The sequence below is a fragment of the Micromonospora palomenae genome (assembly GCF_007829925.1).
Classification (GTDB): domain Bacteria; phylum Actinomycetota; class Actinomycetes; order Mycobacteriales; family Micromonosporaceae; genus Micromonospora; species Micromonospora purpureochromogenes.
Genome location: NZ_VIXA01000002.1, coordinates 781,567 through 803,212 on the forward strand (window position 1 = coordinate 781,567; position 21,646 = coordinate 803,212).

The following is a 21,646-nucleotide window of genomic DNA, read 5'->3' on the forward strand; positions in this document are numbered from 1 at the left end:
TCGATCGAGGTGATCCGGCGTGCCACCGACCTTGCTTCCAGGAGGCTCCTGAAATGAGCGACCGTCCCCGGCTGCTCCCGTTGCTGGGCGCCACCCGCCACGGCAGCCGCGATGCGATGACCTGCCTGTACCGGTGCGGCAACGCCTGCGACCACCCGGTGCCCAATTCTTCCGACAACGCGTACTTCGGGGACCTGGTGGAGGCCGAGGTGTCCCGGCGCGGCGTGGTCCGGGCCGGCGCGGTCGGCGCGCTGGTGCTCGGCTTCGGCGGCGCGGCCGCCGGCGCGCTCGCCGGTGCCGCCCCGGCCGCCGCCGCCCCCGGCACGCCGGTCGTGCCCGAGGTGACCGACTTCGGCAGCCCGCAGCCGTCCACCGGCGCGCTGACCTTCAAGCCGATCCCGCCGAACCAGCTCGACACCCTGGTCGTCCCCAACGGGTACGACCACGCGGTGGTCATCCGCTGGGGCGACCCGGTGGTCCCCGGCGCCCCCGCGTTCGACCTGCACGGGCAGAACGCCGCCGCGCAGTCGAAGCAGTTCGGCTACAACAACGACTTCGTCGGGGTGCTGCCGCTGGACCGGCGCGGCCGGCGGGCGCTGCTCGTGGTCAACCACGAGTACACCAACGAGGACCTGATGTTCCCCGGCTTCACCGGCCTGGACGCGCTGACCGTGGAGCAACTGCGCACCGCGATGGCCGCGCACGGCATGTCCGTGGTGGAGCTGGAGCGGGTCGACGGCACCGGGCAGTGGCGTCCGGTCGCGGGCGGCCGCCGGCCGTACAACCGACGGGTCACCGCGCTGGGCACGAAGTTCGAGCTGACCGGCCCGGCCGCCGGCTCGGCCTGGCTGCGCACCGCCGCCGACCCGAAGGGTCGTACGGTCGTCGGCACGCTGAACAACTGCGCCGGCGGGGTCACCCCGTGGGGCACGGTGCTCTCCGGCGAGGAGAACTTCAACCAGTACTTCGTCGGGGCGGACGCCGCCCCGGAGGAGCTGAAGCCGAAGCTGGCCCGCTACGGCATCACCACCACCGCCCGCTACCCCAGCGGCAGCCGCAAGTGGGAGCGGGCCGACGAGCGCTTCGACCTGGCGAAGCACCCGAACGAGGCGCACCGCTTCGGGTGGATCGTGGAGATCGACCCGTTCGACCCGGAGAGCCGCCCGCGCAAGCACACCGCGCTGGGCCGGTTCAAGCACGAGGGCGCCAACGTCATCGTGGCGAAGAGCGGGCACGTGGTCGCGTACATGGGCGACGACGAGCGCTTCGACTACCTCTACAAGTTCGTCTCCGACAAGAAGTTCCTGCCGGGCGACTCGTGGGTGGCCCGCAAGCACAACCTGACCCTGCTGGAGTCCGGCACGCTCTACGTGGCGCAGTTCGAGCAGACCAGCGCCGCCGAGATCGACGGCTCGGGCAAGCTCCCGGCCGACGGCGCGTTCAACGGCCGGGGCCGGTGGATCAAGCTGGTCAGCGGCAACCGTTCGTACGTCGACGGGATGACCGCCGCGGACGTGCTCACCTTCACCCGGCTCGCCGGGGACAAGGTCGGCGCGACCAAGATGGACCGGCCGGAGGACGTCGAGCCGAGCCTGCTCACCGGCAAGGTGTACGTGGCGCTGACCAACAACACCGACCGGGGGAAGCCGGGCAAGCCGGGGGCCGACGAGGCCAACCCGCGCAACCTCAACAAGCACGGCCAGATCCTGGAGCTGGTCGAGGACCGGGGCGACAACACGGCGGAGACCTTCGCCTGGTCGCTGCCGATCGTCGCCGGCGACCCGACCGACCCGTCGACCTACTTCGCCGGGTACGACAAGACCAAGGTCTCGCCGATCTCCTGCCCGGACAACGTCGCCTTCGACGCCGCCGGCAACCTCTGGATCTCCACCGACGGCAACGCGCTGGGCAGCAACGACGGCCTCTTCGCCACCGCGGTCGAGGGTCCGGAGCGGGGGCACCTCAAGCAGTTCCTCACCGTGCCGGTCGGCGCGGAGACCTGCGGCCCGTTCATCACCGGCGACAACCGCTCGGTCTTCGTGGCCGTGCAGCACCCCGGTGAGATCACCGGCGCCTCCGTGGAGAAGCCGGCGTCCACCTGGCCGGACGGCGACTACGCCAAGCCGGGCGTGGTCGTCACCTGGCGGCTGGACGGCGGCCCGATCGGCAGCTGACGTTCCCCTCGGTGGCCCGGCGCCGGGCCACCGGTCGAAGGGCCCCGCTCCCCGCCAGGGACGGGGCCCTTCCGACGTCCGGGGCGTTGATCGACTCCAGGTCGGCGACATGGCGGCATCGGGTGCGGTGGGATGCCGCCAGTTCGGCGAAACGGAGTCGATCAACCCGCGCCGGGCACGCGCAGGGGTGGGTATCGAACGGCCCGGGCGGTCAGGTGTCGGCGGCGATGCCGTCGGCGACGGCGCGGGCGACGGTGAGCAGCTTGGCCCGGACCACCCGGGCCGAGGTCATCATCTCGCTGGCCGGCAGGGCGCAGGCCAGCGCGACCCGGCGTTCCATGTCCTTGTCCGGGGTGACCAGCACCGCCGCGCAGGCCACCCCCTGCCGGAACTGCCCCAGCTCCAGCTGCATGCCGCGCCGGTCCCCGGCGGCCAGGTCCGCCTCGAACGCCTCGACCGTGGTCAGGGTGGCCGTGGTGAACGGGCGCATGCCGTACTCGCGCAGGTAGCGGAAGCGCTGCTCGGCGGTGAGGGTGGCCAGCAGGCACTTGCCGAGCGCGGTGGCGTGCGCCCCCTCGTCGAAGCCGGGGACCAGGTCCTCCAGGTACGGCGAGCGCGACCCCTCGGCGACCGCCGTGACCGCCACCTGCCCGCCGACGAAGCGGCCCAGGTAGTGGCTCCAGCCGGTGTCCGCGGCGGCCCGGCGCAGCGTCTCCCCGACCGCGGGCGGCCCCCGGAACGCGGTCACCAGCTCCCGGTACCGGTCGGCAACCTCCAGCCCCACGATGTAGGTGCCGTCCTCCCGCCGGATCACGTAGCCCTCGTAGGCGAGGGTGCGGACCAGGTGGTAGGTCGTCGCGACGGTCAGCTCGCACCGCCGGGCGATCTGTTTGACGGTCAGCCCCTTGGGGGCGCGACCGACCGACTCGAGCACGCGTAGCGCGCGGGAGACGCTCCGGATGAGATCCGAAGGCTCCGCCAGGGGGTCGCGCACAACCACCTCCGCAGCCGGGGAGTTACACCATATGAAAAACCGCCCGGGGACGGAACGCCCGTTCGGGTCGAGGATTCCAGATCAGACCGCACGTGGCGTGTATCGCTGCGACACGCCGGGCGCCCGTGAGCTGGGCTCACGTAGGTTGGCCAGACGATGACCGACACCGCCCTCACTCCCTCGCCCCGCCCGCCGGCCGTGGCCCCGCTGCGGGCCGGCGCCGGCGCCATCGCCACCACCGTCGCCTCGGTCCTGCCGGTGTTCCTCGTCGGCGGCCTGGCCGTGCAGATGGGTGACGATCTCGGCTTCTCCCCCGCCGGCCTGGGTCTGGCCGTCTCGGTCTACTTCGGCATCAGCGCGCTGGCCTCGGTACCGTCCGGCCGGCTGGTCGAGCGGTACGGCCCGGCGGTGGTGGCCCGCGCCGGCATCCTGCTGGCCGCCGGCTGCCTGTTCGCCATCGCGCTGCTCGCCCGGTCGTACCCGGTGCTGGTGGCCCTGCTCGGGCTGAGCGCCGCGGCGAACGCGCTCGGGCAGCTCGCCAGCAACGCGGCGCTGGCCCGGCACGTGCCGGCCCGGCGGCAGGGCCTGTCCTTCGGGGTGAAGCAGGCGGCCATTCCGGTCTCCACCCTGCTGGCCGGCGCGGCGGTGCCCACCATCGCGCTCACCGCCGGCTGGCGCTGGGCGTTCGTGGCTGCCGCCGGGGCCGCACTGGCCGCCCTGCCCGCCGTACCCCCGGGGCAGGCCGGACCGGCCAACAAGGCCGCCGGGGCGCGCGGCGGGCGGGCCACCGCGGCCCTGGTGGTGGTCGGCGTGGCGGCGACGCTCGCCGCGGCGGCCGCCAACGCGCTGGGCACCTTCGTGGTGGACTCGTCGGTGGCGCGCGGCCTCGCGCCGGGACTGGCCGGACTGACCCTCACCCTGGGCAGCGCGGTCTGCGTCACCGCCCGGATCGGGGCCGGCTGGCTCGCCGACCGGCGGGCCGACGGGCACGTGGCCGTGATCGCCGGGATGCTGGTGGTGGGCGCGGCCGGGCTGGGGCTGCTCGCCCTGTCCGGCGCGGTGCCGCTGGTGGTCGGCGTGGTGCTCGGCTTCGGCCTGGGCTGGGCGTGGCCGGGGCTGATGAACTTCGCGGTGGTCAGGCTGCACCCGCAGGCCCCGGCCGCCGCCACCTCGATCACCCAGACCGGGGTGTACGCCGGCGGCTGCCTCGGCCCGCTCGCCCTGGGCGCCACCGCCAGCGCGGCCGGCTATCCGGCGATGTGGCTCACCGCCGCCGTCGCGATGCTGGCCGCCGCCGCGTTCATGCTGCTCGGCAGCCGGATGCTGACCCGCACCCCCTGACCTGCGACCCCTGCGCCTCGTGAGCGACGCGGTGGAGCGACCCTCGGGCGGGAGCGGTCAGCTGGTGCGGTCGGCGATGTAGTCGCAGAGGGATTCGAGGGCGCCGCGGGCGGGGCCCTGCGGGAGCGGGGCGAGCTGGGCGCGGGCGTCCTCGGCGTAGCTGCGGACGGTCTCCCGGGCCCGCTTGAGCGCCGGGGACTCGCGGAGCAGGCCGAGCGCCTCGGCGTGCAGGGCGTCGTCGACCAGCGGGCCGGTGGCCAGGATCTCCCGCAGCCGCACCGAGGCGGCGTCGGAGTCGTCGGCCGCCTGGGCGTAGAGCACCGGCAGTGTCGGCACGCCCTCGCGCAGGTCGGTGCCGGGCGTCTTGCCCGACTGCACCGACTCGCTGGCGATGTCGAGCAGGTCGTCGGAGAGCTGGAAGGCGACCCCGATGGTCTCGCCGTAGCCCGCGAGGGCCTCGGTGTGCTCCGCCGACGCCCCGCCGAACATGCCGCCGAAGCGGGCCGAGGTGGCGATCAGCGAGCCGGTCTTCTCGGCGATCACGTGCAGGTAGTGCGCGACCGGGTCGTCGCCGGCCCGGGGGCCGACGGTCTCGGCGATCTGGCCGTGCACCAGACGGGCGAAGGTGCGCGCCTGGAGGCGGACGGCCTCGGTGCCCAGGTTGGCGGCGAGATCCGCCGCGCGGGCGAAGAGGTAGTCGCCGACCAGGATCGCCACCGAGTTGGTCCAGCGGGAGTTGGCGCTCGGGGCGCCCCGCCGCACGGCGGCCTCGTCCATCACGTCGTCGTGGTACAGCGTCGCCAGGTGGGTGAGCTCCATCACCACGGCGGCCGGGACGACCTGCGCGTGCGTCGGGTCGCCGAACTGCGCCCCCAGCGCCACCAGTAGCGGCCGGAACCGCTTGCCGCCGGCCTCCACCAGGTGCCGGGCAGCCTCGGTGACGAACGGGTCGGCGCTGGCCACACTGGCCCGCAGCTCGGCCTCGACGCCGTCGAGCACGCCCAGCACGGAGGCCTCGACGCGCGGATCGGTGAGATGCACCCCGAGCGCGCCGACCTGACTCGTGCCCGCCCGGCTCCGACGACCGCCGGAGCCGACGACGCCTGAACGCTCGCCAGCCGGAATCACCACGCCTTCAACCATGCCACACCCGTTCGACCTGCTCCGGAGCGGGGATACAGGCGCGGGGCCGGCGCGCCACCGCGCACCGGCCCCGCGCCCTCGGGCAGACGTCTCACCGTACGAACGCTGCGGCGTCCGTGGCCAGGTCGAGCAGCGGAGCCGGGGCCACGCCCAGGACCAGGGTGGCCACCACGCCGATCATGAGCGCGGTCGCGGTCAACCCGCCCGGCACCGTGACGGTCGGGGTGCTCTCGCCCGGCTCGGAGAGCCACATCATCACCACGACCCGCAGGTACGGGAAGGCCAGCACCATGCTGGTCAGCACGCCGGCCACCACCAGCCAGGCGTGGCCGCTCTCCAGCGCCGGGCCGAAGACCGCGAACTTGCTGGTGAAGCCGCTGGTCAGCGGGATACCGGCGAAGGCCAGCAGGATGAAGGTGAAGATCCCGGCGTAGAACGGCGACCGGCGGCCCAGCCCGGCCCAGCGGGACAGGTGGGTGGCCTCCCCGTCCGCGTCCCGGACCAGGGTCACCACGGCGAACGCGGCGAGCACCGAGAAGCCGTACGCGGCCAGGTAGAACATCGTGCCGGAGACGCCCTCGCCGGTCGGCGCGAGCACACCGACCAGCAGGTAGCCGGCGTTGGCGATCGAGGAGTACGCCAGCAGCCGCTTGATGTCGGTCTGGGTGACCGCCAGCACCGCGCCGACCAGCATGGTGAGCACCGCGACCGCCCCGAGGACCGGGGTGAAGTCCCAGGCCGCGTCGGCGAACGCCACGTGGAACACCCGCAGCAGGGCGCCGAAGGCGGCCACCTTGGTGCAGGCCGCCATGAAGCCGGTGACCGGCGTCGGGGCGCCCTGGTAGACGTCCGGGGTCCAGACGTGGAACGGCGCGGCGGCGGCCTTGAAGAGCAGGCCGATGGCGAGCAGCGCCATCCCGGCGAAGAGCAGCACCTCGCTGGCGGGCGACTCCTTCACGGCAGCGTGCACGGTGGCGAAGTCGACGCCGGCGGACCGGCCCGGGATCCCGGCGGTGAAGCCGTAGACCAGCGCCACGCCGAACAGGAAGAACGCCGACGCGTACGCCCCGAGCAGGAAGTACTTCATCGCCGCCTCCTGGCTCAGCAGCCGCCGGCGACGGGCCAGCGCGCAGAGCAGGTAGAGCGGGAGCGAGAAGACCTCGAGCGCGATGAACATGGTCAGCAGGTCGTTCGCCGCCACGAAGATCAGCATGCCGCCGATCGCGAAGGTGGTCAGCGGGTAGACCTCGGTGGCGCCGTTGCTCCCCTCGGCCTGCCGCCGGTCGTCGGCCGACTCGGCGGTGACCGCGGCCTGGGCGACGAACGCCCCGCCCCGCTCCACCGTGCGGTCACCGATCAGCAGCAGCGCCATCGCGGCGAGCACCAGGATGGCGCCCTGGAGGAAGAGCGTGGGGCCGTCCACCGCGATCGCCCCACCGGCGGTGAGCAGCCGGTCGTCGGCGTTCAGCACCGTCATCACCAGCGCGGCGAGCACCGCCAGCAGGGCGAGCGAGAGCTGCACGACGTGCCGCCGGCGGCGCGGCACGAAGGCCTCCACCAGCACGCCGAGCAGGGCGACGCCCAGCATGATCAGGATCGGAGCGAGCGCCGCGTAGTCGATCGACGGCAACTTCAGCTCGGTCATTTTGCGGCCTCCTGGACGCTGCCGACCGTCGGGGCGGGATCGGTCCGGCCGACGTCGTTCATGGTCGCCTGGACGGCGGGGTTGATGACGTCGGTGACCGGCTTGGGGTAGAAGCCGAGCAGCACGATCAGGGCGATCAGCGGTGCGACCACGACCTTCTCGCGCAGGCTGAGGTCACGGCGCATGGCCTCGACCTCGGTCAGCTCCGGGTTGAGCGTGCCCTGCGTGGTGCGCTGCACCATCCAGAGCACGTACGCGGCGGCCAGGATGATGCCGAGCGTGGCGATCACCGCGACCGGCTTGTTCACCGTGAAGGTGCCGATCAGCACCAGGAACTCGGAGACGAACGGCGCGGTGCCGGGCAACGCCAGGGAGGCCAGACCGGCGAAGAAGAGCACCCCGGCCAGCAGCGGCACCAGCTTGCCCGCCCCGCCGAAGTCCTTGATCAGGGCCGAGCCGCGGCGGGCGATCAGCATGCCCACCACCAGGAAGAGCAGGCCGGTGGCGAGACCGTGGTTGAGCATGTAGAGCACCGCACCGGTGCCGGCCTGGGTGGTGAAGGCGAAGATGCCGACGCCGATGAAGCCGAAGTGCGCGATCGACGTGTACGACACCAGCCGCTTCAGGTCGGACTGGCCGACCGCGAGCAGCGCCGCGTAGATGATGCCGATCAGGCCCAGCGCCAACGCCCACGGGGCGAACCACTTCGACGCCTCGGGGAACAGCGGCAGGCAGTAGCGCAGGATGCCGAACGTGCCGACCTTGTCGAGCACGCCGACCAGCAGGGCCGCGGCCCCGGCCGGGGCGGCGCCACCGGCGTCCGGCAGCCAGGTGTGGAACGGGAAGAACGGCGCCTTGATCGCGAAGGCGAGGAAGAAGCCGAGGAAGAGCCAGCGCTCGGTGCCGGTGGAGATGTCCACCTGGGTCAGCGCCTGCCAGTCGAAGGTCTTCCCGCCGACCACCCAGAGGCCGATCACCGCGGCGAGCATGAACAGACCGCCGACGAGCGAGTAGAGGAAGAACTTCACCGCCGCGTACTGCCGCTGGTGGCCGCCGTAGCTGCCGATCAGGAAGTACATCGGCACCAGCATGACCTCGAAGAACACGTAGAACAGGAAGACGTCGGCGGCGGCGAAGACGCCGATCATCGTGCACTCGAGGACCAGCAGCAGGGCGAAGTAGACCGGCACCGACCGCTTCGACGACTCGGCGTCGTGCCAGGAGGCCAGGATCACCAGCGGCACCAGCACCGCGATCAGCATCAGCATGACCAGCGCGATGCCGTCGGCGGCGAAGGTGAAGTTGACGCCCCAGGTCGGGATCCAGGCGTACGACTCACGGAACTGGAGCCGGTCGCCGTCGGCCTGGAAGGAGACCCACATGACCACGGAGAGCACCAGCACCAGCAGCGACCAGCCGAACGCCACCTGCTTGGCCAGCTCCGGCCGGCGGCGCGGCAGGAAGGCCACCACCAGGGCGCCGACCAGCGGTGCCACGGTCAGCACCGAGAGGAACGGGAAGTTGGACATTATTCGGCCTTACCTCCGTCGTCACTGCGTGGTCCGCCGGTGGGGGCGGGCGTGTTGAGGTCGATCACGCCAGCCACCCCGCCTGCACGGCCAGGAACGCCGCCACCACGAGCAGGGCGCCGGTGAGGATGGACGTCGCGTACGACCGGACGAAGCCGGTCTGCAGCCGCCGGAGCCGGCCCGAGCCACCGCCGACCGCCGCGGCGAGGCCGTTGACCAGCCCGTCGACGCCCCGGTTGTCCAGGAAGACCAGCGCCCGGGTGAGGAAGATGCCCGGCTTCTCGAAGACCGCCTCGTTGAAGGCGTCGGTGTAGAGGTTGCGCCGCGCCGCGGTGACCAGCACGCCGGCCGGCTGCGGCGCGGTGGCCGTGCCGTTGCGGAACAGCATCCAGGCCAGCCCGGCGCCGAGCACGGTGACCAGGATCGACAGGATCGTGATCACGGTGTGGGAGAGCACGCCGTGCGCCTCACCGCCGGCCTCCTCGCCCAGTACCGGCGTCAGCCATGAGGCGACCCCGTCGTTCCAGGCCATCAGGCCACCGGCCAGCACCGAGCCGATCGCCAGCAGGATCAGCGGGATGGTCATCAGCTTCGGCGACTCGTGCGGGTGCTCGATGTCCTCGGTCCACCGCTTCGGCCCGTGGAAGGTGAGCACGAAGAGCCGGGTCATGTAGAACGCGGTCAGCCCGGCGCCGAGTAGCGCGGCACCGCCGAAGAGCCAGGCCGTCCAGCCCTCCCGCTCGAACGCCGCCGCGATGATCGGCTCCTTGGAGAAGTAGCCGGAGAGCGGCGGAATGCCGATGATCGCCAGCCAGCCCATGGCGAAGGTGATCCAGGTGATCTTCATGTGCTTGGACAGCCCGCCGAATCGGCGGATGTCCACCTGGTCGTTCATGCCGTGCATGACCGAGCCAGCGCCGAGGAACATGTTGGCCTTGAAGAAGCCGTGCGCCAGGAGGTGGATGATGGCCAGCGCGTAGGCGCCGCCACCGAGGCCGACGCCGAGGAACATGTAGCCGATCTGGCTCACCGTCGACCAGGCCAGCACCCGCTTGATGTCGTCCTTGGCGGCGCCGATGACGCAGCCCATCAGCAGGGTCAGCGCGCCGACGCTCACCACGACCAGCTGGAGCGTGGTGTTGGCAGTGAAGATCGGGTTGGACCGGGCGATCAGGTAGACGCCCGCGGTGACCATGGTGGCGGCGTGGATGAGCGCCGACACCGGGGTCGGGCCCTCCATCGCGTCCGGCAGCCACGCCTGGAGCGGGAACTGGCCGGACTTGCCGGCCGCGCCGAGCAGCAGCAGCAGGCCCAGCGCCAGCACGGTGCCGCTGGCCAGGGCGCCGACGCCGTTGAAGACCTCGTCGTACTGGGTGGTGCCGAGGGTGGCGAACATGATGAAGATGCCGATCGCCAGGCCGGCGTCGCCGACCCGGTTCATCAGGAACGCCTTCTTCCCGGCGGTGGCCGCGCTCGGCCGCCCGTACCAGAAGGAGATCAGCAGGTACGACGCCAGACCGACGCCCTCCCAGCCGAAGTAGAGCATCACGTAGTTGTTGCCGAGCACCAGCAGCAGCATCGCGGCGACGAAGAGGTTGAAGTACCCGAAGAACCGTCGCCGGCCCTCGTCGTGCGCCATGTACTCGACCGCGTATAGGTGGATCAGGAAACCCACCCCGGTGATCAGCAGGACGAAGACCGCGGCCAGCGGGTCGAAGAGCAGACCGAAGTCCACCTTCAGGTTGCCGACCGTGATGAAGTCCCACAGGCTCAGCTCGACGGACTTGTTGTCCAGGCCGCGGAGCTGGAAGAAGTAGCTGAGGCCGAGCACGAACGCGGCGCCGATGGCGGCCACGCCGAGCCAGTGCCCCCAGCGGTCGGCCCGCCGGCCGAGCAGCAGCAGGATCGCCGCGCTGACCAGCGGGATCGCCACCAGCAGCCAGACGCTGCTCAGCAGGCCACCAGCCGGAGCGTAGGCGACGGCGCCGGTTGGCTCTGCCTGGGCGTACGTCAGAATCTCATCCACCGCAGGGCCCCTCAGTACTTCAGCAGGTTGGCGTCGTCGACGCTCGCGGAGCGCCGGGTCCGGAAGATCGACATGATGATCGCGAGCCCGACCACGACCTCGGCCGCGGCCACCACCATCACGAAGAACGCCATGATCTGGCCGTTGAGGTCACCGTTGATCCGGCTGAAGGTGACCAGCGTCAGGTTGGCCGCGTTGAGCATCAGCTCGACGCACATGAACAGCACGATCGCGTTCCGCCGGACGAGCACGCCGACGGCGCCGATGGTGAAGAGCACCGCGGCGAGGATCAGGTAGTAGTCCGGGGTCACTTGTCCGTCCCCTTCAGCGTGGTCTCCTCGGCGGTCATCTCGCGCTGCGGCAGGATCGCCGGGGTGCTGCGGTCGGTCAGCCGGCCGTCGGGCAGGCGGGCCGGGGTGGCCACCGAGGAGGAGGTGGCGAAGACGCCGGGCCCGGGCTTCGGGCCGGGGTAGTTGCCGGGGCGGAACCGGGACCGCATGGTGGCGACCTGGTCCATCTTGTCCTCCCGGCGCCGCTCGATGTGCGCCAGCACCATCGCGCCCACGGCCGCCGTGATCAGCAGCGCGGAGGTCAGCTCGAAGGCGAAGACGTACTTGGTGAAGAGCAGCCGCGCGATCCCCTGGACGTTCCCCTCGGCGTTGGCCTGCTCCAGGCCGACCGCGGTGACCCCGTCGAGCGCCCGGTAGAGGCCGGTGCCGACCAGGCCGGCGAAGCCGAGGCCGAGCAGCACCGCGGCGACCCGCTGGCCGCGCAGCGTCTCGATCAGCGAGTCGGAGGCGTCCCGGCCGACCAGCATCAGCACGAAGAGGAAGAGCATCATGATCGCGCCGGTGTAGACGATGATCTGCACCATGCCGATGAACGGACCCGCCTGGAGCACGTAGAACACGCCCAGGCAGAGCATGGTCAGCACCAGCCAGAGCGCCGAGTGCACGGCGTTGCGGGCCCAGACCATGCCGATCGCGCCGATCAGCGCGAGCGGGGCGAGGATCCAGAAGGTGACCTCCTCGCCGCCGGACACCTGGCCCGCCGCGGCGAGCACCGTCTGCGTGGTCATGCTCCCGCTCCCTTGCCTGCCGCGGACCCGTTGGCGGCGGCCCGCTGGGCGTGCTGCTCGGCGCCGGGGAAGGTCACCCCGGGGTGCTCCTCCACCTGGTACCGGCCCGGGCTGTTGGCCGCGTGCTCGGCACCGGCCGAGGTGCCCGGGTTGGTCAGCGCGCCGACGTAGTAGTCCTTCTCGCTGTCGCCCAGCCGCATCGGGTGCGGCGGCTGCTCCATCCCCGGCAGCAGCGGCGCGAGCAGCTGCTCCTTGGTGAAGATCAGGTCCTGCCGGTTGTCCCGGGCCAGCTCGTACTCGTTGCTCATGGTGAGCGAACGGGTCGGGCAGGCCTCGATGCAGAGCCCGCAGAAGATGCACCGGGCGTAGTTGATCTGGTAGACGCTGGCGTACCGCTCACCCGGCGAGAAGCGCTGCTCGTCGGTGTTGTCGCCACCCTCGACGAAGATCGCGTCCGCCGGGCAGGCCCAGGCGCACAGCTCACAGCCGATGCACTTCTCCAGGCCGTCCGGGTGCCGGTTGAGGATGTGCCGCCCGTGGTAGCGCGGCGCCGACACCGGCGGCTTGAACGGGTAGTCGGTGGTGACGACCTTCCTGAACATGTGCGAGAAGGTGACACCGAAGCCCTTGAACGTTCCGGTGATCGCGCCCACGTCACACCTCCCTGGAGTCCGAGCCGGCGATGTTGGCCGGCTCCCGCTCGGCGACCACGCGCTTGGTGCGCGGGCTCGGTGGTACCTGAAGGTCCATCGGGGGCAGCGGGAAGCTGCCGTGCGGCCGACTGTTGACCTGTTCCTGCACGGTCGGCTTCCGCTCCTGCCGGCGGCTCGGCCAGAAGAGCGTCACCAGCAGCAGCACGCCCGCGCCGATGGCGGTGGCGAGCAGCCGGTCCCGGGACTGCCAGTCCTCGATCGAGCGCAGCCCGGACAGGACCAGGATCCAGACCAGGTTGATCGGGAGCAGGACCTTCCAGCCGAAGCGCATGAACTGGTCGTAGCGGAGCCGGGGCAGCGTGCCCCGGAGCCAGACGAAGACGAAGACCAGGATCAGCACCTTGCCGAAGAACCAGAGCATCGGCCACCAACCGGAGTTGGCCCCGGCCCAGAAGGTGGTGATCGGCGCGGGTGCCCGCCAGCCGCCGAGGAAGAGCGTCGTGGTGACCGCGGACATGGTCACCATCGAGACGTACTCGGAGAGCATGAAGAGCGCGAACTTCAGCGAGCTGTACTCGGTCATGAAGCCCGCGACCAGCTCGGACTCCGCCTCGGGCAGGTCGAACGGCGCCCGGTTGGTCTCACCGACGGTGGAGATGAAAAAGATGATGAAGCTGGGCAGCAGCAGGATCGCGTACCAGCCGGGGGCCGGGAGGTCGAAGCCGCCGATGCTGAGCTGGGTGCCGTTCGCCTGGGCGGCGACGATCCCGCTGGTCGACATCGTGCCGGCGGTCATGAACACCGCGACGATGCTCAGCCCCATCGCGACCTCGTACGAGATCATCTGGGCGCTGGAGCGCAGGCCGCCCAGCAGCGGGTACGTCGAGCCGGAGGCCCAGCCGCCGAGCACGATGCCGTAGATGCCCATCGAGGAGCAGGCCAGCAGCACCAGCACCGCCACCGGCACGTCGGTGACCTGCAACGGCGTCCAGTGGCCGAAGATGCTCACCATCGGGCCGAACGGCACCACCGACAGCGCGGTGACCGCGCAGATCACCGAGATGGTCGGCGCGAAGAAGTAGACGACCTTGTCCGCGGCCCGCGGGAGGATGTCCTCCTTGAAGGCCATCTTCAGGCCGTCGGCGAGGGTCTGCAGCAGGCCGAACGGGCCGACCTGGTTGGGGCCGGGCCGCACCTGCATGTAGCCGACGACCCGCCGCTCGAACCAGACGCCGAGCAGCGTGGCCAGCAGGCCGAAGACGAAGGCAAAGACGATCTTGCCGAGGACCAGCCACCACGGGTCCTTCCCGAAGTCGGCCAGCGTCGGGTCCTGCGCGAGGTAGAGCGCGCTCACTGGTTACCCCCAGCGTTGAGGAGCGGACCCGGACGGTCGGCCTCGTCCGCCGCGACCCGCCCGGCCGGGATGGCCGTGCCGGTGGCGGCGGGGACGGAGATCCGTACGACCGCGCCGGACGTCGCGCCGAGGCTGCGCCGGACGGTCGAACCGGGTGAGTTGGTCGGCAGCCAGACGACGCCGTCGGGCATCTCGGTGATCTCCGCCGGCAGGGTCAGCGCCCCCCGGTCGGTGCCCACCGTCACCGGGTCGCCGTCGGCGACGCCGAGCGTCTCGGCGGTGCCCTTGCCCAGCCGGACCACCGGCGGGCGGGCGGTGCCGGCGAGGTGCTCGTCGCCGTCGGTCAGGCTGCCCAGGTCGATCAGCTGGTGCCAGGTGGCCAGCACGGCCTCGCCGGCGCCGGGCTGCGGCACCGTGGCCGGCGCGACGGACGGCGCGGCCGGACGGTCCACCCGGGTCGGCGGCAGGCCGCCCAGCTCGCGGCGGACGCTCGGCACGTCACCGGTGCCCAGCCGGACGTCGAGCTGCGCGGCGAGGGCGTCCAGCACCCGGCCGTCGGTCATCGCGGCGGTGTTCAGCACCGCCTCGAAGGTGCGCAGCCGACCCTCCCAGTCCAGGAAGCTGCCGGCCTTCTCGACCACCGGGGCGACCGGGAAGACCACGTCCGCCCGGCGGGCCACCGCCGAGTTGCGCAGCTCCAGGCTGACCAGGAACGGCACCGCGTCCAGGGCCTGCTCGGCCAGGCGCGGGTCGGCCAGGTCGGCCGGGTCCACGCCGGCCACCACCAGAGCGCCGAGCTGGCCGTTGGCGGCCGCCGCGAGAATCTGGTCGGTGTCCCGCCCGGCCTGGCTGGGGATCACCCCGGCCGGGATGTCCCAGGTCTCGCCGAGCTCGGCGCGGGCGGCCGGCTCGGTGACCGGACGCCCGCCGGGCAGCAGGTTGGGCAGGCAGCCCGCGTCGACCGCGCCGCGGTCACCCGCGCGCCGCGGCACCCAGGCCAGCTTCGCTCCGGTACGCCGGGCCACGTCCGCCGCGGCGGAGAGCGCGCCCGGCACGGTGGCCAGTCGCTCGCCGACGAAGAGGATGGCGCCCTCGGCGCTGAGCGCCTCGGTCACCGTGTCGTGCTCGGCGAGCACGCTCGCCTCCTCGCCCGGCACCACCCGGGCCAGCTTGGCCCCGAGCTTCTCCAGGCCACGGGTGGCGAACGGGGCGATCGCGTAGACCGTCAGCTTCTTCTTCAGGTACGCCTTGCGCAGCCGCAGGAAGAGGATCGGGCACTCCTCCTCCGGCTCCAGGCCGACCAGCACCACCGCGGGCGCCTTCTCCACGTCGGCGTAGGTCACCTCGGTGGCCCCGGCGACGGTGCTGGCCAGGAAGTCGGCCTCCTCGCGGGAGACCGGCCGGGCCCGGAAGTCGATGTCGTTGGTGTGCAGCGCGACCCGGGCGAACTTCGCGTACGCGTAGGCGTCCTCGACGGTCAGCCGGCCGCCGGTCAGCACCGCGGTGCCCTGGCCGGAGTCCCGGGCGGCGCGCAGCCCCTCGGCGGCCCGGGTCAGCGCCTCGCTCCAGGAGGCCTCGCGCAGCTCACCGGTGCGCTCGTCGCGGACCAGCGGGGTGCTGAGCCGGTCGAAGGCGCGGGTGTACTGGAAGCCCCACCGGCCCTTGTCGCAGTTCCACTCCTCGTTCACCGCCGGGTCGTCGCCGGCCAGCCGGCGCAGCACCTTGCCCCGCCGCCAGTCGGTGCGCTGGGCGCAACCGGCCGAGCAGTGCTCGCAGACGCTCGGGCTGGAGACCAGGTCGAACGGGCGGGCCCGGAACCGGTACTGCGCGCCGGTCAGCGCGCCCACCGGGCAGATCTGCACGGTGTTGCCGGAGAAGTAGGAGTTGAACGGCACGTCGCCGCTGTCGTCCCCGGACTCCGCGCCGTACGCGTCGTCCCGGTAGATGTTGATTTCCTCGGCGGACGACCGGCCCATCAGGTCGATGAACTTGTCGCCGGCGATCTCCTCGGAGAACCGGGTGCAGCGCTGGCAGAGCACGCAGCGCTCGCGGTCGAGCAGCACCTGGGTGCTGATCGGCATCGGCTTCTCGTACTCCCGCTTGTGCTCGTGAAACCGGGAGTCGGTGCGGCCGGTGGACATGGCCTGGTTCTGCAGCGGGCACTCGCCGCCCTTGTCGCACATCGGGCAGTCGAGGGGGTGGTTGAGCAGCAGCAGCTCCATGACCCCCTCCTGCGCCTTCTTGGCGACCGGTGAGGTGAGCTGGGTGCGTACCACCATGCCGTCGGCGACGGTCTGGGTGCAGGAGGCGACCGGCTTGCGCTGCCCCTCCACCTCGACCAGGCACTGCCGGCAGGCGCCGGCCGGGGCCAGCAGCGGGTGGTCGCAGAAGCGCGGGATCTCGGTGCCCAACTGCTCGGCGACCCGGATCAGCAGCGCTCCCTTGGGGGCGGTGACCTCGACGCCGTCGATGGTGAGCGTGACGGTGTCGGGGGCCTTTACGACGTCAGTCATCAGTGCGCTCCCACCAACTGCTTGTCCGACAGCTTCGGCGCGGTACGTCCCTCGATGTAGTCGAGGTAGTCCTGCTTGAAGTACTTCAGCGACGAGGTCACCGAGCTGGTCGCACCGTCACCGAGGCCGCAGAACGAGCGGCCCAGGATGTTGTCGCAGGTGTCGAGCAGGGTGTCCAGGTCCTCGTGGGTGCCCTGACCGGCGAGGATCCGCCGGTAGACCCGGACCATCCAGTAGTTGCCCTCGCGGCACGGGGTGCACTTGCCGCACGACTCGTGGTGGTAGAACTCCAGCCACCGGTAGGTCGCGTAGACCGGGCAGTCCTGGTCGGAGAAGATCTGGGTGGCCGTGGTGCCCAGGATCGAGCCGGCCGCCGCCACCCCCTCGAAGTCCAGCGGCACGTCCAGGTGCTCGGCGGTCAGCAGCGGCGTCGACGAGCCGCCCGGCGTCCAGAACCGCAGGTTGTGCCCGGGCTGCATGCCGCCGGCCAGCTCGATCAGCTCGCGCAGGGTGATCCCCATCGAGCACTCGAACTGGCCCGGGTTGGCGATCCGGCCGGAGAGCGAGTAGATCATCGGGCCGGAGGACTTCTCCGTGCCCATGGTCTTCCACCAGTCCGCGCCGCCCAGCACGATGTACGGCACGCTGGCGATGGTGCCGACGTTGTTGACCACGGTCGGGCTGGCGTACAGGCCGTGGGTCGCCGGGAACGGCGGGCGCAGCCGGGGCTGGCCCCGGAAGCCCTCCAGCGAGTCCAGCAGCGCGGTCTCCTCACCGCAGATGTACGCCCCGGCGCCGGAGTGCACCACCAGGTCGAGGTCGAAGCCGCTGCCCTGGATGTTGCGCCCGAGGTAGCCCTTGGCGTACGCCTCCTGCACGGCGTTGCGCAGCCGGCGCGCGGCGTGCACCGCCTCGCCGCGGATGTAGATGTAGGCCCGGTTGGCCCGGATCGCGTACGACGCGATGATCACGCCTTCGACCAGCGAGTGCGGGTCGTGCGTCATCAGCGGCAGGTCCTTGCAGGTGCCCGGCTCGCCCTCGTCGGCGTTGACCACGAGGTAGTGCGGCTTGCCGTCGCCCTGCGGGATGAACCCCCACTTGAGACCGGTGGGGAAGCCGGCGCCGCCACGACCGCGCAGGCCGGAGTCCTTGATCAGCTGGATCAGGTCGTCCGGGTGCGCCTTGAGCGCCTTGCGCAGCGCCGCGTAGCCGTCGAGCTTCTCGTAGGTGCCGATCCGCCAGGCGTCCGGCGACAGCCAGCGCTTGGTGAGCACCGGCGTGAGCTTGGCCAGCGTCTCCGGCCGAGGCGTGGTCACTTCTGGCCCCCCGTTTCGCTCGCGACGGCGGGGCCGGCGTTGGCTCCCGCCTCCGCTTCCTTGAGGTTGCGCTGCTGCGCACCGGCCTCGTCGCCGGCGGGCTTGCCGTCGCTGGCCGGCGGGTTGGCCGCCAGGCCGGCGGCCTGCGCCTCCTGCGCGTCGCGCGGCGCCGGGGCGGTGTTGTCCGTCGGGATCTTGGTGCCCGGGGCGTCCGGCACGGCGGTCTGCGCGTCGGGCTGCCGGGTCTCGGCGGTACGCACCTGCGGCGACTTGTCGTCCGGCGCCTTCACGTCCGGGGCGGTGCTGCCGCTGGCCGCGGCGGCGGGAGCCGGCTCGCCGGCGCCGGCGTTGCCGGGCGTACCCGGCTTGGCGCCGTTGCCGCTCGCGGGCGCGGCCGTGGCGGGCTCGGCCTTGGCGGCTTCCGCGGCCTTCGCCTGCGCGGCGGCCTTGTCGGCCTCGGCCTTGCTCCGGATCGGGGTGTTCGGGTCGAAGCCGGGCACCGAGATGCCGTGCTGCTCGGCCAGGCGCAGGCCGCGCAGGGTCGGCTCGCCCGGGCCGCCGTCGGCGACCGCGCCCTCACGCTCGTCGGCGAAACCGGCGAGCTGCACCGCCATCTCCTTGAGCGTGCAGAGCCGGGCGCCCCGGGTCGGCATCGGCCGGCCACCGGCGCGCAGCTCCTCGACCACCCCGAGCGCGCCCTGCGGGTCGACGCCGTCGAAGAAGTCGTAGTTGACCGTCATCACCGGGCCGTAGTCGCAGGCCGCGAGACACTCGGCGTGCTCCAGGGTGATCTTGCCGTCGGCGGTGGTCTCGTCGTGCCCGACGCCCAGGTGCTCGGCGAGGGTGTCGTAGACCTCCTGGCCGCCGAGCACGTTGCACATGGTGTTGGTGCAGACGCTGACCAGGAAGTCGCCGGTCGGCTTGCGCTTGTACATGGTGTAGAAGGTCGCCACGGCGCCGACCTGGGCCTTGTTCAGGCCCAGCACCTCGGCGCAGAACTCGACGCCGGCCGGGGAGACGTAGCCCTCCTCGGACTGCACCAGGTGCAGCAGCGGCAGCAGCGCCGACCGGGACCGGTCGGCCGGGTACCGGGCGATGATCTCCCGCGCCCGCTCCCGGGTCTGCTCAGTGAAAACGCTCATCGGTCACATCCACCCATCACGGGGTCCAGCGAGGCGCCACCGGCGATCACGTCGGCGATCAGGCCGCCCTCGGCCATCGCCGGGAGGGCCTGCAGGTTGACGAAGCTCGGCTCCCGGTAGTGCACCCGGTAGGGCCGGGTGCCACCGTCGGAGACCGCGTGCACGCCCAGCTCGCCGCGGGGCGACTCGATGCCGACGTACACCTGGCCCGGAGGAACCCGGAAGCCCTCGGTGACCAGCTTGAAGTGGTGGATCAGCGACTCCATCGACTGACCCATGATCTTGGCGACGTGCTCCAGCGAGTTGCCCATGCCGTCCACGCCGATGGCCAGCTGCGCCGGCCAGGCGATCTTGCGGTCGGCGACCATCACCGGGCCCGGCTTCAACCGGTCCAGCGCCTGCTCGACCAGCTTCAGCGACTCGCGGATCTCGGCGAGCCGGACCTGGTAGCGGCCCCACACGTCGCCGTCCGGGTGGGTCGGGACGTCGAACTCGTACGTCTCGTACCCGCAGTACGGCATGGTCTTGCGCAGGTCCCAGGCCAGGCCGGCGGAGCGGAGCACCGGGCCGGTCACGCCGAGCGCGACGCAGCCGGTCACGTCGAGGACCGCGACGCCCTGGGTCCGCTCGGTCCAGATCGGCTGGCCGGAGAGGAGGTCCTCGTACTCCTTGAGCTTCTTCGGCATCATCTTCAGGAAGTCGCGGATCTTGGCGATCGCCTCGTCCGGCACGTCCTGCGCGACGCCGCCCGGCCGGACGTACGCGTGGTTCATCCGCAGGCCGGTGATGGTCTCGAAGATGTCGAGGATGTACTCCCGCTCGCGGAAGCCGTACAGCATGATCGAGATCGCGCCCAGCTCCATGCCGGTGGTGGCCAGCCAGACCAGGTGCGAGGAGATCCGGTTGAGCTCCATCATCAGGACCCGGATGGTGGTGGCCCGCTCGGTCACCTCGTCGGTGATGCCGAGCAGCTTCTCCACCGCCAGCGCGTACGCCGTCTCGTTGAACAGCGGGGAGAGGTAGTCCATCCGGGTCACGAAGGTCGAGCCCTGGACCCAGTTGCGGTATTCGAGGTTCTTCTCGATGCCGGTGTGCAGGTAGCCGACGACCGAGCGGGCCTCGCGGACCGTCTCGCCCTCCAGCTCCAGGATCAGCCGGAGCACCCCGTGCGTCGACGGGTGCTGCGGACCCATGTTGACGACGATCCGCTCGTCGTTGATCGGGTCGGTGCCGGCGACGACCTGGTCCCAGTCCCCACCGGTGACGGTGAAGACCCTGCCCTCGGTGGTCTCGCGCTCGGTCGCGTAGTTGGACGTGGTCACTGGTAGGACCTCCTACGGTCCGGCGGTGGGATTTCCGCGCCCTTGTACTCGACGGGCACGCCGCCGAGCGGGTAGTCCTTGCGCTGCGGGTGCCCCTCCCAGTCGTCCGGCATCAGGATCCGGGTGAGGTTGGGGTGGCCGTCGAAGACGATGCCGAACATGTCGTACGCCTCCCGCTCCTGCCAGTCGGCGGTCGGGTAGACGGCGGTGACGCTCGGCAGGTGCGGCTGCTCGGCGGAGACCGCGGCCTCCAGCCGGACCCGACGCCGGTAGGTCATCGAGGTGAGCTGGTAGACGACGTGCAGCCGCCGGTCGTCCGCGCCGAGGTAGTCCACGCCGGAGACCGAGGAGCAGAGCTCGAAGCGCAGCGCCAGGTCGTCCCGCATCACCTGGCAGACCTCGGCGATCCGCTCCGGGCGGACGTGCAGGGTCAGCTCGCCGCGGTCGACGACGACCTTCTCGATCGCGTCGCCGAAGGCCGGGTACGCCTCCTCCAGCGCGTCGCGGACCTCGTCGAAGTACCCGCCGTACGGCCGGGGGGCCTCCTCGATCGGCCGGCGCTGGCGGACCAGGCCGCCGTAGCCGGAGACGTCACCGCTGCCCTGGTTGCCGAACATGCCTCGGCCGGCCGGGCTGGACGGCGGGTGCTCGGCGGGGGCGCCGCTGCTGGCCCCCGCCGGGGTGACCGGTACCGGCACCCCGCCGTCGTTGGTCCTGTCGTTCGGTGCGGTCACTTCGGGCCCCCGTGCGCGTGGAGGTGGTTCTGGGCGTTCATCCAGTTCTCGATCCGCAGCTGCTCCTCGCGCCCCTCGCGGACGGCCTTCGTCCACTCGGCACGCCGGGCCTTGTCGTTGCGGTACGAGGACGGCATCGAGCCGTACGGCACGACCGGGACGTCACCGCGCTCCTGGCGGGCCTGGAGCATCTTGCGGCCGTTCGCGCCCAGCGGCTCGTACATGATCTTCTCGCGGAGCTTGAGGATCGCGTCGATGAGCATCTCGGGCCGGGGCGGGCAGCCGGGGAGGTACATGTCCACCGGCACCACGTGGTCGACGCCCTGGACGATCGCGTAGTTGTTGAACATGCCGCCGCTGCTGGCGCAGACGCCCATGGAGAGCACCCAGCGGGGCTCCGCCATCTGGTCGTAGATCTGGCGCAGGACCGGAGCCATCTTCTGGCTCACCCGGCCGGCCACGATCATCAGGTCGGCCTGACGCGGCGAGGCCCGGAAGACCTCCATGCCCCAGCGGCCCATGTCGTAGTGCGGGCCACCGGCGGCCATCATCTCGATGGCGCAGCAGGCCAGGCCGAAGGTGGCGCCCCAGACGGACGACTTCCGCGACCAGTTGACCAGCTTCTCCACGGAGGTGAGCAGGACGCCGGCGGGGAGCTTCTCCTCGATGCCCATCTGACGTA

17 protein-coding genes are annotated in these 21,646 nt (G+C 71.6%); 2 read left to right on the top strand and 15 right to left on the bottom strand.

Going from position 1 to position 21,646, the window contains the following annotated elements:
- Positions 1 to 53: 53 nt before the first annotated feature.
- The gene (locus FHX75_RS14665) at positions 54 to 2,174 is read left to right on the top strand and encodes a PhoX family protein (protein WP_154940334.1); all 2,121 of its coding nucleotides are present in this window, start codon (positions 54 to 56) and stop codon (positions 2,172 to 2,174) included.
- Between the two features lie 211 nt (positions 2,175 to 2,385).
- Here FHX75_RS14665 and FHX75_RS14670 read toward each other — a convergent pair whose 3' ends face one another.
- Positions 2,386 to 3,168 (bottom strand): IclR family transcriptional regulator, encoded by a 783-nt coding sequence (locus FHX75_RS14670; RefSeq protein WP_154940336.1) that lies wholly within the window; start codon positions 3,166 to 3,168, stop codon positions 2,386 to 2,388.
- Positions 3,169 to 3,324: 156 nt separating this feature from the next.
- On the opposite strand from FHX75_RS14670, the gene FHX75_RS14675 reads away from it, so the two are divergent.
- Positions 3,325 to 4,509: an MFS transporter gene (locus FHX75_RS14675; protein WP_154940339.1), complete on the top strand. Its 1,185-nt coding sequence runs from the start codon at positions 3,325 to 3,327 to the stop codon at positions 4,507 to 4,509.
- Between the two features lie 57 nt (positions 4,510 to 4,566).
- Here the strand turns inward: FHX75_RS14675 and FHX75_RS14680 are convergent, their stop codons facing one another.
- The 14 genes from FHX75_RS14680 to FHX75_RS14745 form a co-directional block, all read right to left on the bottom strand.
- Positions 4,567 to 5,652 (bottom strand): polyprenyl synthetase family protein, encoded by a 1,086-nt coding sequence (locus tag FHX75_RS14680; protein WP_154940342.1) that lies wholly within the window; start codon positions 5,650 to 5,652, stop codon positions 4,567 to 4,569.
- 91 nt (positions 5,653 to 5,743) lie between these two features.
- Complete coding sequence (nuoN, locus tag FHX75_RS14685; RefSeq protein WP_154940343.1) at positions 5,744 to 7,297, bottom strand: NADH-quinone oxidoreductase subunit NuoN; 1,554 nt, start codon at positions 7,295 to 7,297, stop codon at positions 5,744 to 5,746.
- Positions 7,294 to 8,826, bottom strand: coding sequence for an NADH-quinone oxidoreductase subunit M (locus FHX75_RS14690; RefSeq protein WP_154940345.1), 1,533 nt, complete (start codon positions 8,824 to 8,826; stop codon positions 7,294 to 7,296). The genes nuoN and FHX75_RS14690 overlap by 4 nt, the downstream gene beginning before the upstream one ends.
- Positions 8,827 to 8,890: 64 nt before the next feature.
- Positions 8,891 to 10,852 (bottom strand): NADH-quinone oxidoreductase subunit L, encoded by a 1,962-nt coding sequence (gene nuoL, locus FHX75_RS14695; protein WP_154940347.1) that lies wholly within the window; start codon positions 10,850 to 10,852, stop codon positions 8,891 to 8,893.
- Positions 10,853 to 10,863: 11 nt separating this feature from the next.
- Positions 10,864 to 11,163 (bottom strand): NADH-quinone oxidoreductase subunit NuoK, encoded by a 300-nt coding sequence (gene nuoK / locus FHX75_RS14700; RefSeq protein ID WP_088959269.1) that lies wholly within the window; start codon positions 11,161 to 11,163, stop codon positions 10,864 to 10,866.
- Positions 11,160 to 11,930: an NADH-quinone oxidoreductase subunit J gene (locus tag FHX75_RS14705; protein ID WP_154940349.1), complete on the bottom strand. Its 771-nt coding sequence runs from the start codon at positions 11,928 to 11,930 to the stop codon at positions 11,160 to 11,162. Before FHX75_RS14705 ends, nuoK begins: the two co-directional genes overlap by 4 nt.
- Positions 11,927 to 12,583 carry an NADH-quinone oxidoreductase subunit NuoI gene (gene nuoI / locus FHX75_RS14710; protein ID WP_154940351.1) on the bottom strand — a complete coding sequence of 219 codons (657 nt, stop codon included), beginning with the start codon at positions 12,581 to 12,583 and terminating at the stop codon, positions 11,927 to 11,929. Before nuoI ends, FHX75_RS14705 begins: the two co-directional genes overlap by 4 nt.
- Before the next feature lies 1 nt (position 12,584).
- Complete coding sequence (gene nuoH, locus FHX75_RS14715) at positions 12,585 to 13,937, bottom strand: NADH-quinone oxidoreductase subunit NuoH (RefSeq protein WP_154940353.1); 1,353 nt, start codon at positions 13,935 to 13,937, stop codon at positions 12,585 to 12,587.
- Positions 13,934 to 16,450 carry an NADH-quinone oxidoreductase subunit G gene (locus FHX75_RS14720; RefSeq protein WP_154940355.1) on the bottom strand — a complete coding sequence of 839 codons (2,517 nt, stop codon included), beginning with the start codon at positions 16,448 to 16,450 and terminating at the stop codon, positions 13,934 to 13,936. The genes nuoH and FHX75_RS14720 overlap by 4 nt, the downstream gene beginning before the upstream one ends.
- On the bottom strand, positions 16,450 to 17,766 hold the full coding sequence (gene nuoF / locus FHX75_RS14725; protein ID WP_154940357.1) for an NADH-quinone oxidoreductase subunit NuoF: 1,317 nt from the start codon (positions 17,764 to 17,766) through the stop codon (positions 16,450 to 16,452). The genes FHX75_RS14720 and nuoF overlap by 1 nt, the downstream gene beginning before the upstream one ends.
- Entirely contained in the window at positions 17,763 to 18,908 is a 1,146-nt protein-coding gene (nuoE, locus tag FHX75_RS14730; protein WP_154940359.1) for an NADH-quinone oxidoreductase subunit NuoE, read from the bottom strand. Before nuoE ends, nuoF begins: the two co-directional genes overlap by 4 nt.
- Complete coding sequence (locus FHX75_RS14735; protein WP_154940361.1) at positions 18,905 to 20,230, bottom strand: NADH-quinone oxidoreductase subunit D; 1,326 nt, start codon at positions 20,228 to 20,230, stop codon at positions 18,905 to 18,907. Before FHX75_RS14735 ends, nuoE begins: the two co-directional genes overlap by 4 nt.
- Positions 20,227 to 20,964 (bottom strand): NADH-quinone oxidoreductase subunit C, encoded by a 738-nt coding sequence (locus FHX75_RS14740; protein ID WP_154940363.1) that lies wholly within the window; start codon positions 20,962 to 20,964, stop codon positions 20,227 to 20,229. The genes FHX75_RS14735 and FHX75_RS14740 overlap by 4 nt, the downstream gene beginning before the upstream one ends.
- Positions 20,961 to 21,638: a NuoB/complex I 20 kDa subunit family protein gene (locus tag FHX75_RS14745; RefSeq protein ID WP_088959278.1), complete on the bottom strand. Its 678-nt coding sequence runs from the start codon at positions 21,636 to 21,638 to the stop codon at positions 20,961 to 20,963. The genes FHX75_RS14740 and FHX75_RS14745 overlap by 4 nt, the downstream gene beginning before the upstream one ends.
- Between the last annotated feature and the right edge of the window lie 8 nt (positions 21,639 to 21,646).

What these genes read in the sequence shown, in the direction of transcription:
- FHX75_RS14675 (WP_154940339.1), top strand. Translation starts at nt 3,325, where the DNA reads ATGACCGACACCGCCCTCACTCCCTCGCCCCGCCCGCCGGCCGTGGCC.
- FHX75_RS14720 (WP_154940355.1), bottom strand. Translation starts at nt 16,450, where the DNA reads ATGACTGACGTCGTAAAGGCCCCCGACACCGTCACGCTCACCATCGAC.
- FHX75_RS14705 (WP_154940349.1), bottom strand. Translation starts at nt 11,930, where the DNA reads ATGACCACGCAGACGGTGCTCGCCGCGGCGGGCCAGGTGTCCGGCGGC.
- nuoN (WP_154940343.1), bottom strand. Translation starts at nt 7,297, where the DNA reads ATGACCGAGCTGAAGTTGCCGTCGATCGACTACGCGGCGCTCGCTCCG.
- FHX75_RS14690 (WP_154940345.1), bottom strand. Translation starts at nt 8,826, where the DNA reads ATGTCCAACTTCCCGTTCCTCTCGGTGCTGACCGTGGCACCGCTGGTC.
- FHX75_RS14680 (WP_154940342.1), bottom strand. Translation starts at nt 5,652, where the DNA reads ATGGTTGAAGGCGTGGTGATTCCGGCTGGCGAGCGTTCAGGCGTCGTC.
- FHX75_RS14665 (WP_154940334.1), top strand. Translation starts at nt 54, where the DNA reads ATGAGCGACCGTCCCCGGCTGCTCCCGTTGCTGGGCGCCACCCGCCAC.
- FHX75_RS14745 (WP_088959278.1), bottom strand. Translation starts at nt 21,638, where the DNA reads ATGGGCATCGAGGAGAAGCTCCCCGCCGGCGTCCTGCTCACCTCCGTG.
- nuoE (WP_154940359.1), bottom strand. Translation starts at nt 18,908, where the DNA reads ATGAGCGTTTTCACTGAGCAGACCCGGGAGCGGGCGCGGGAGATCATC.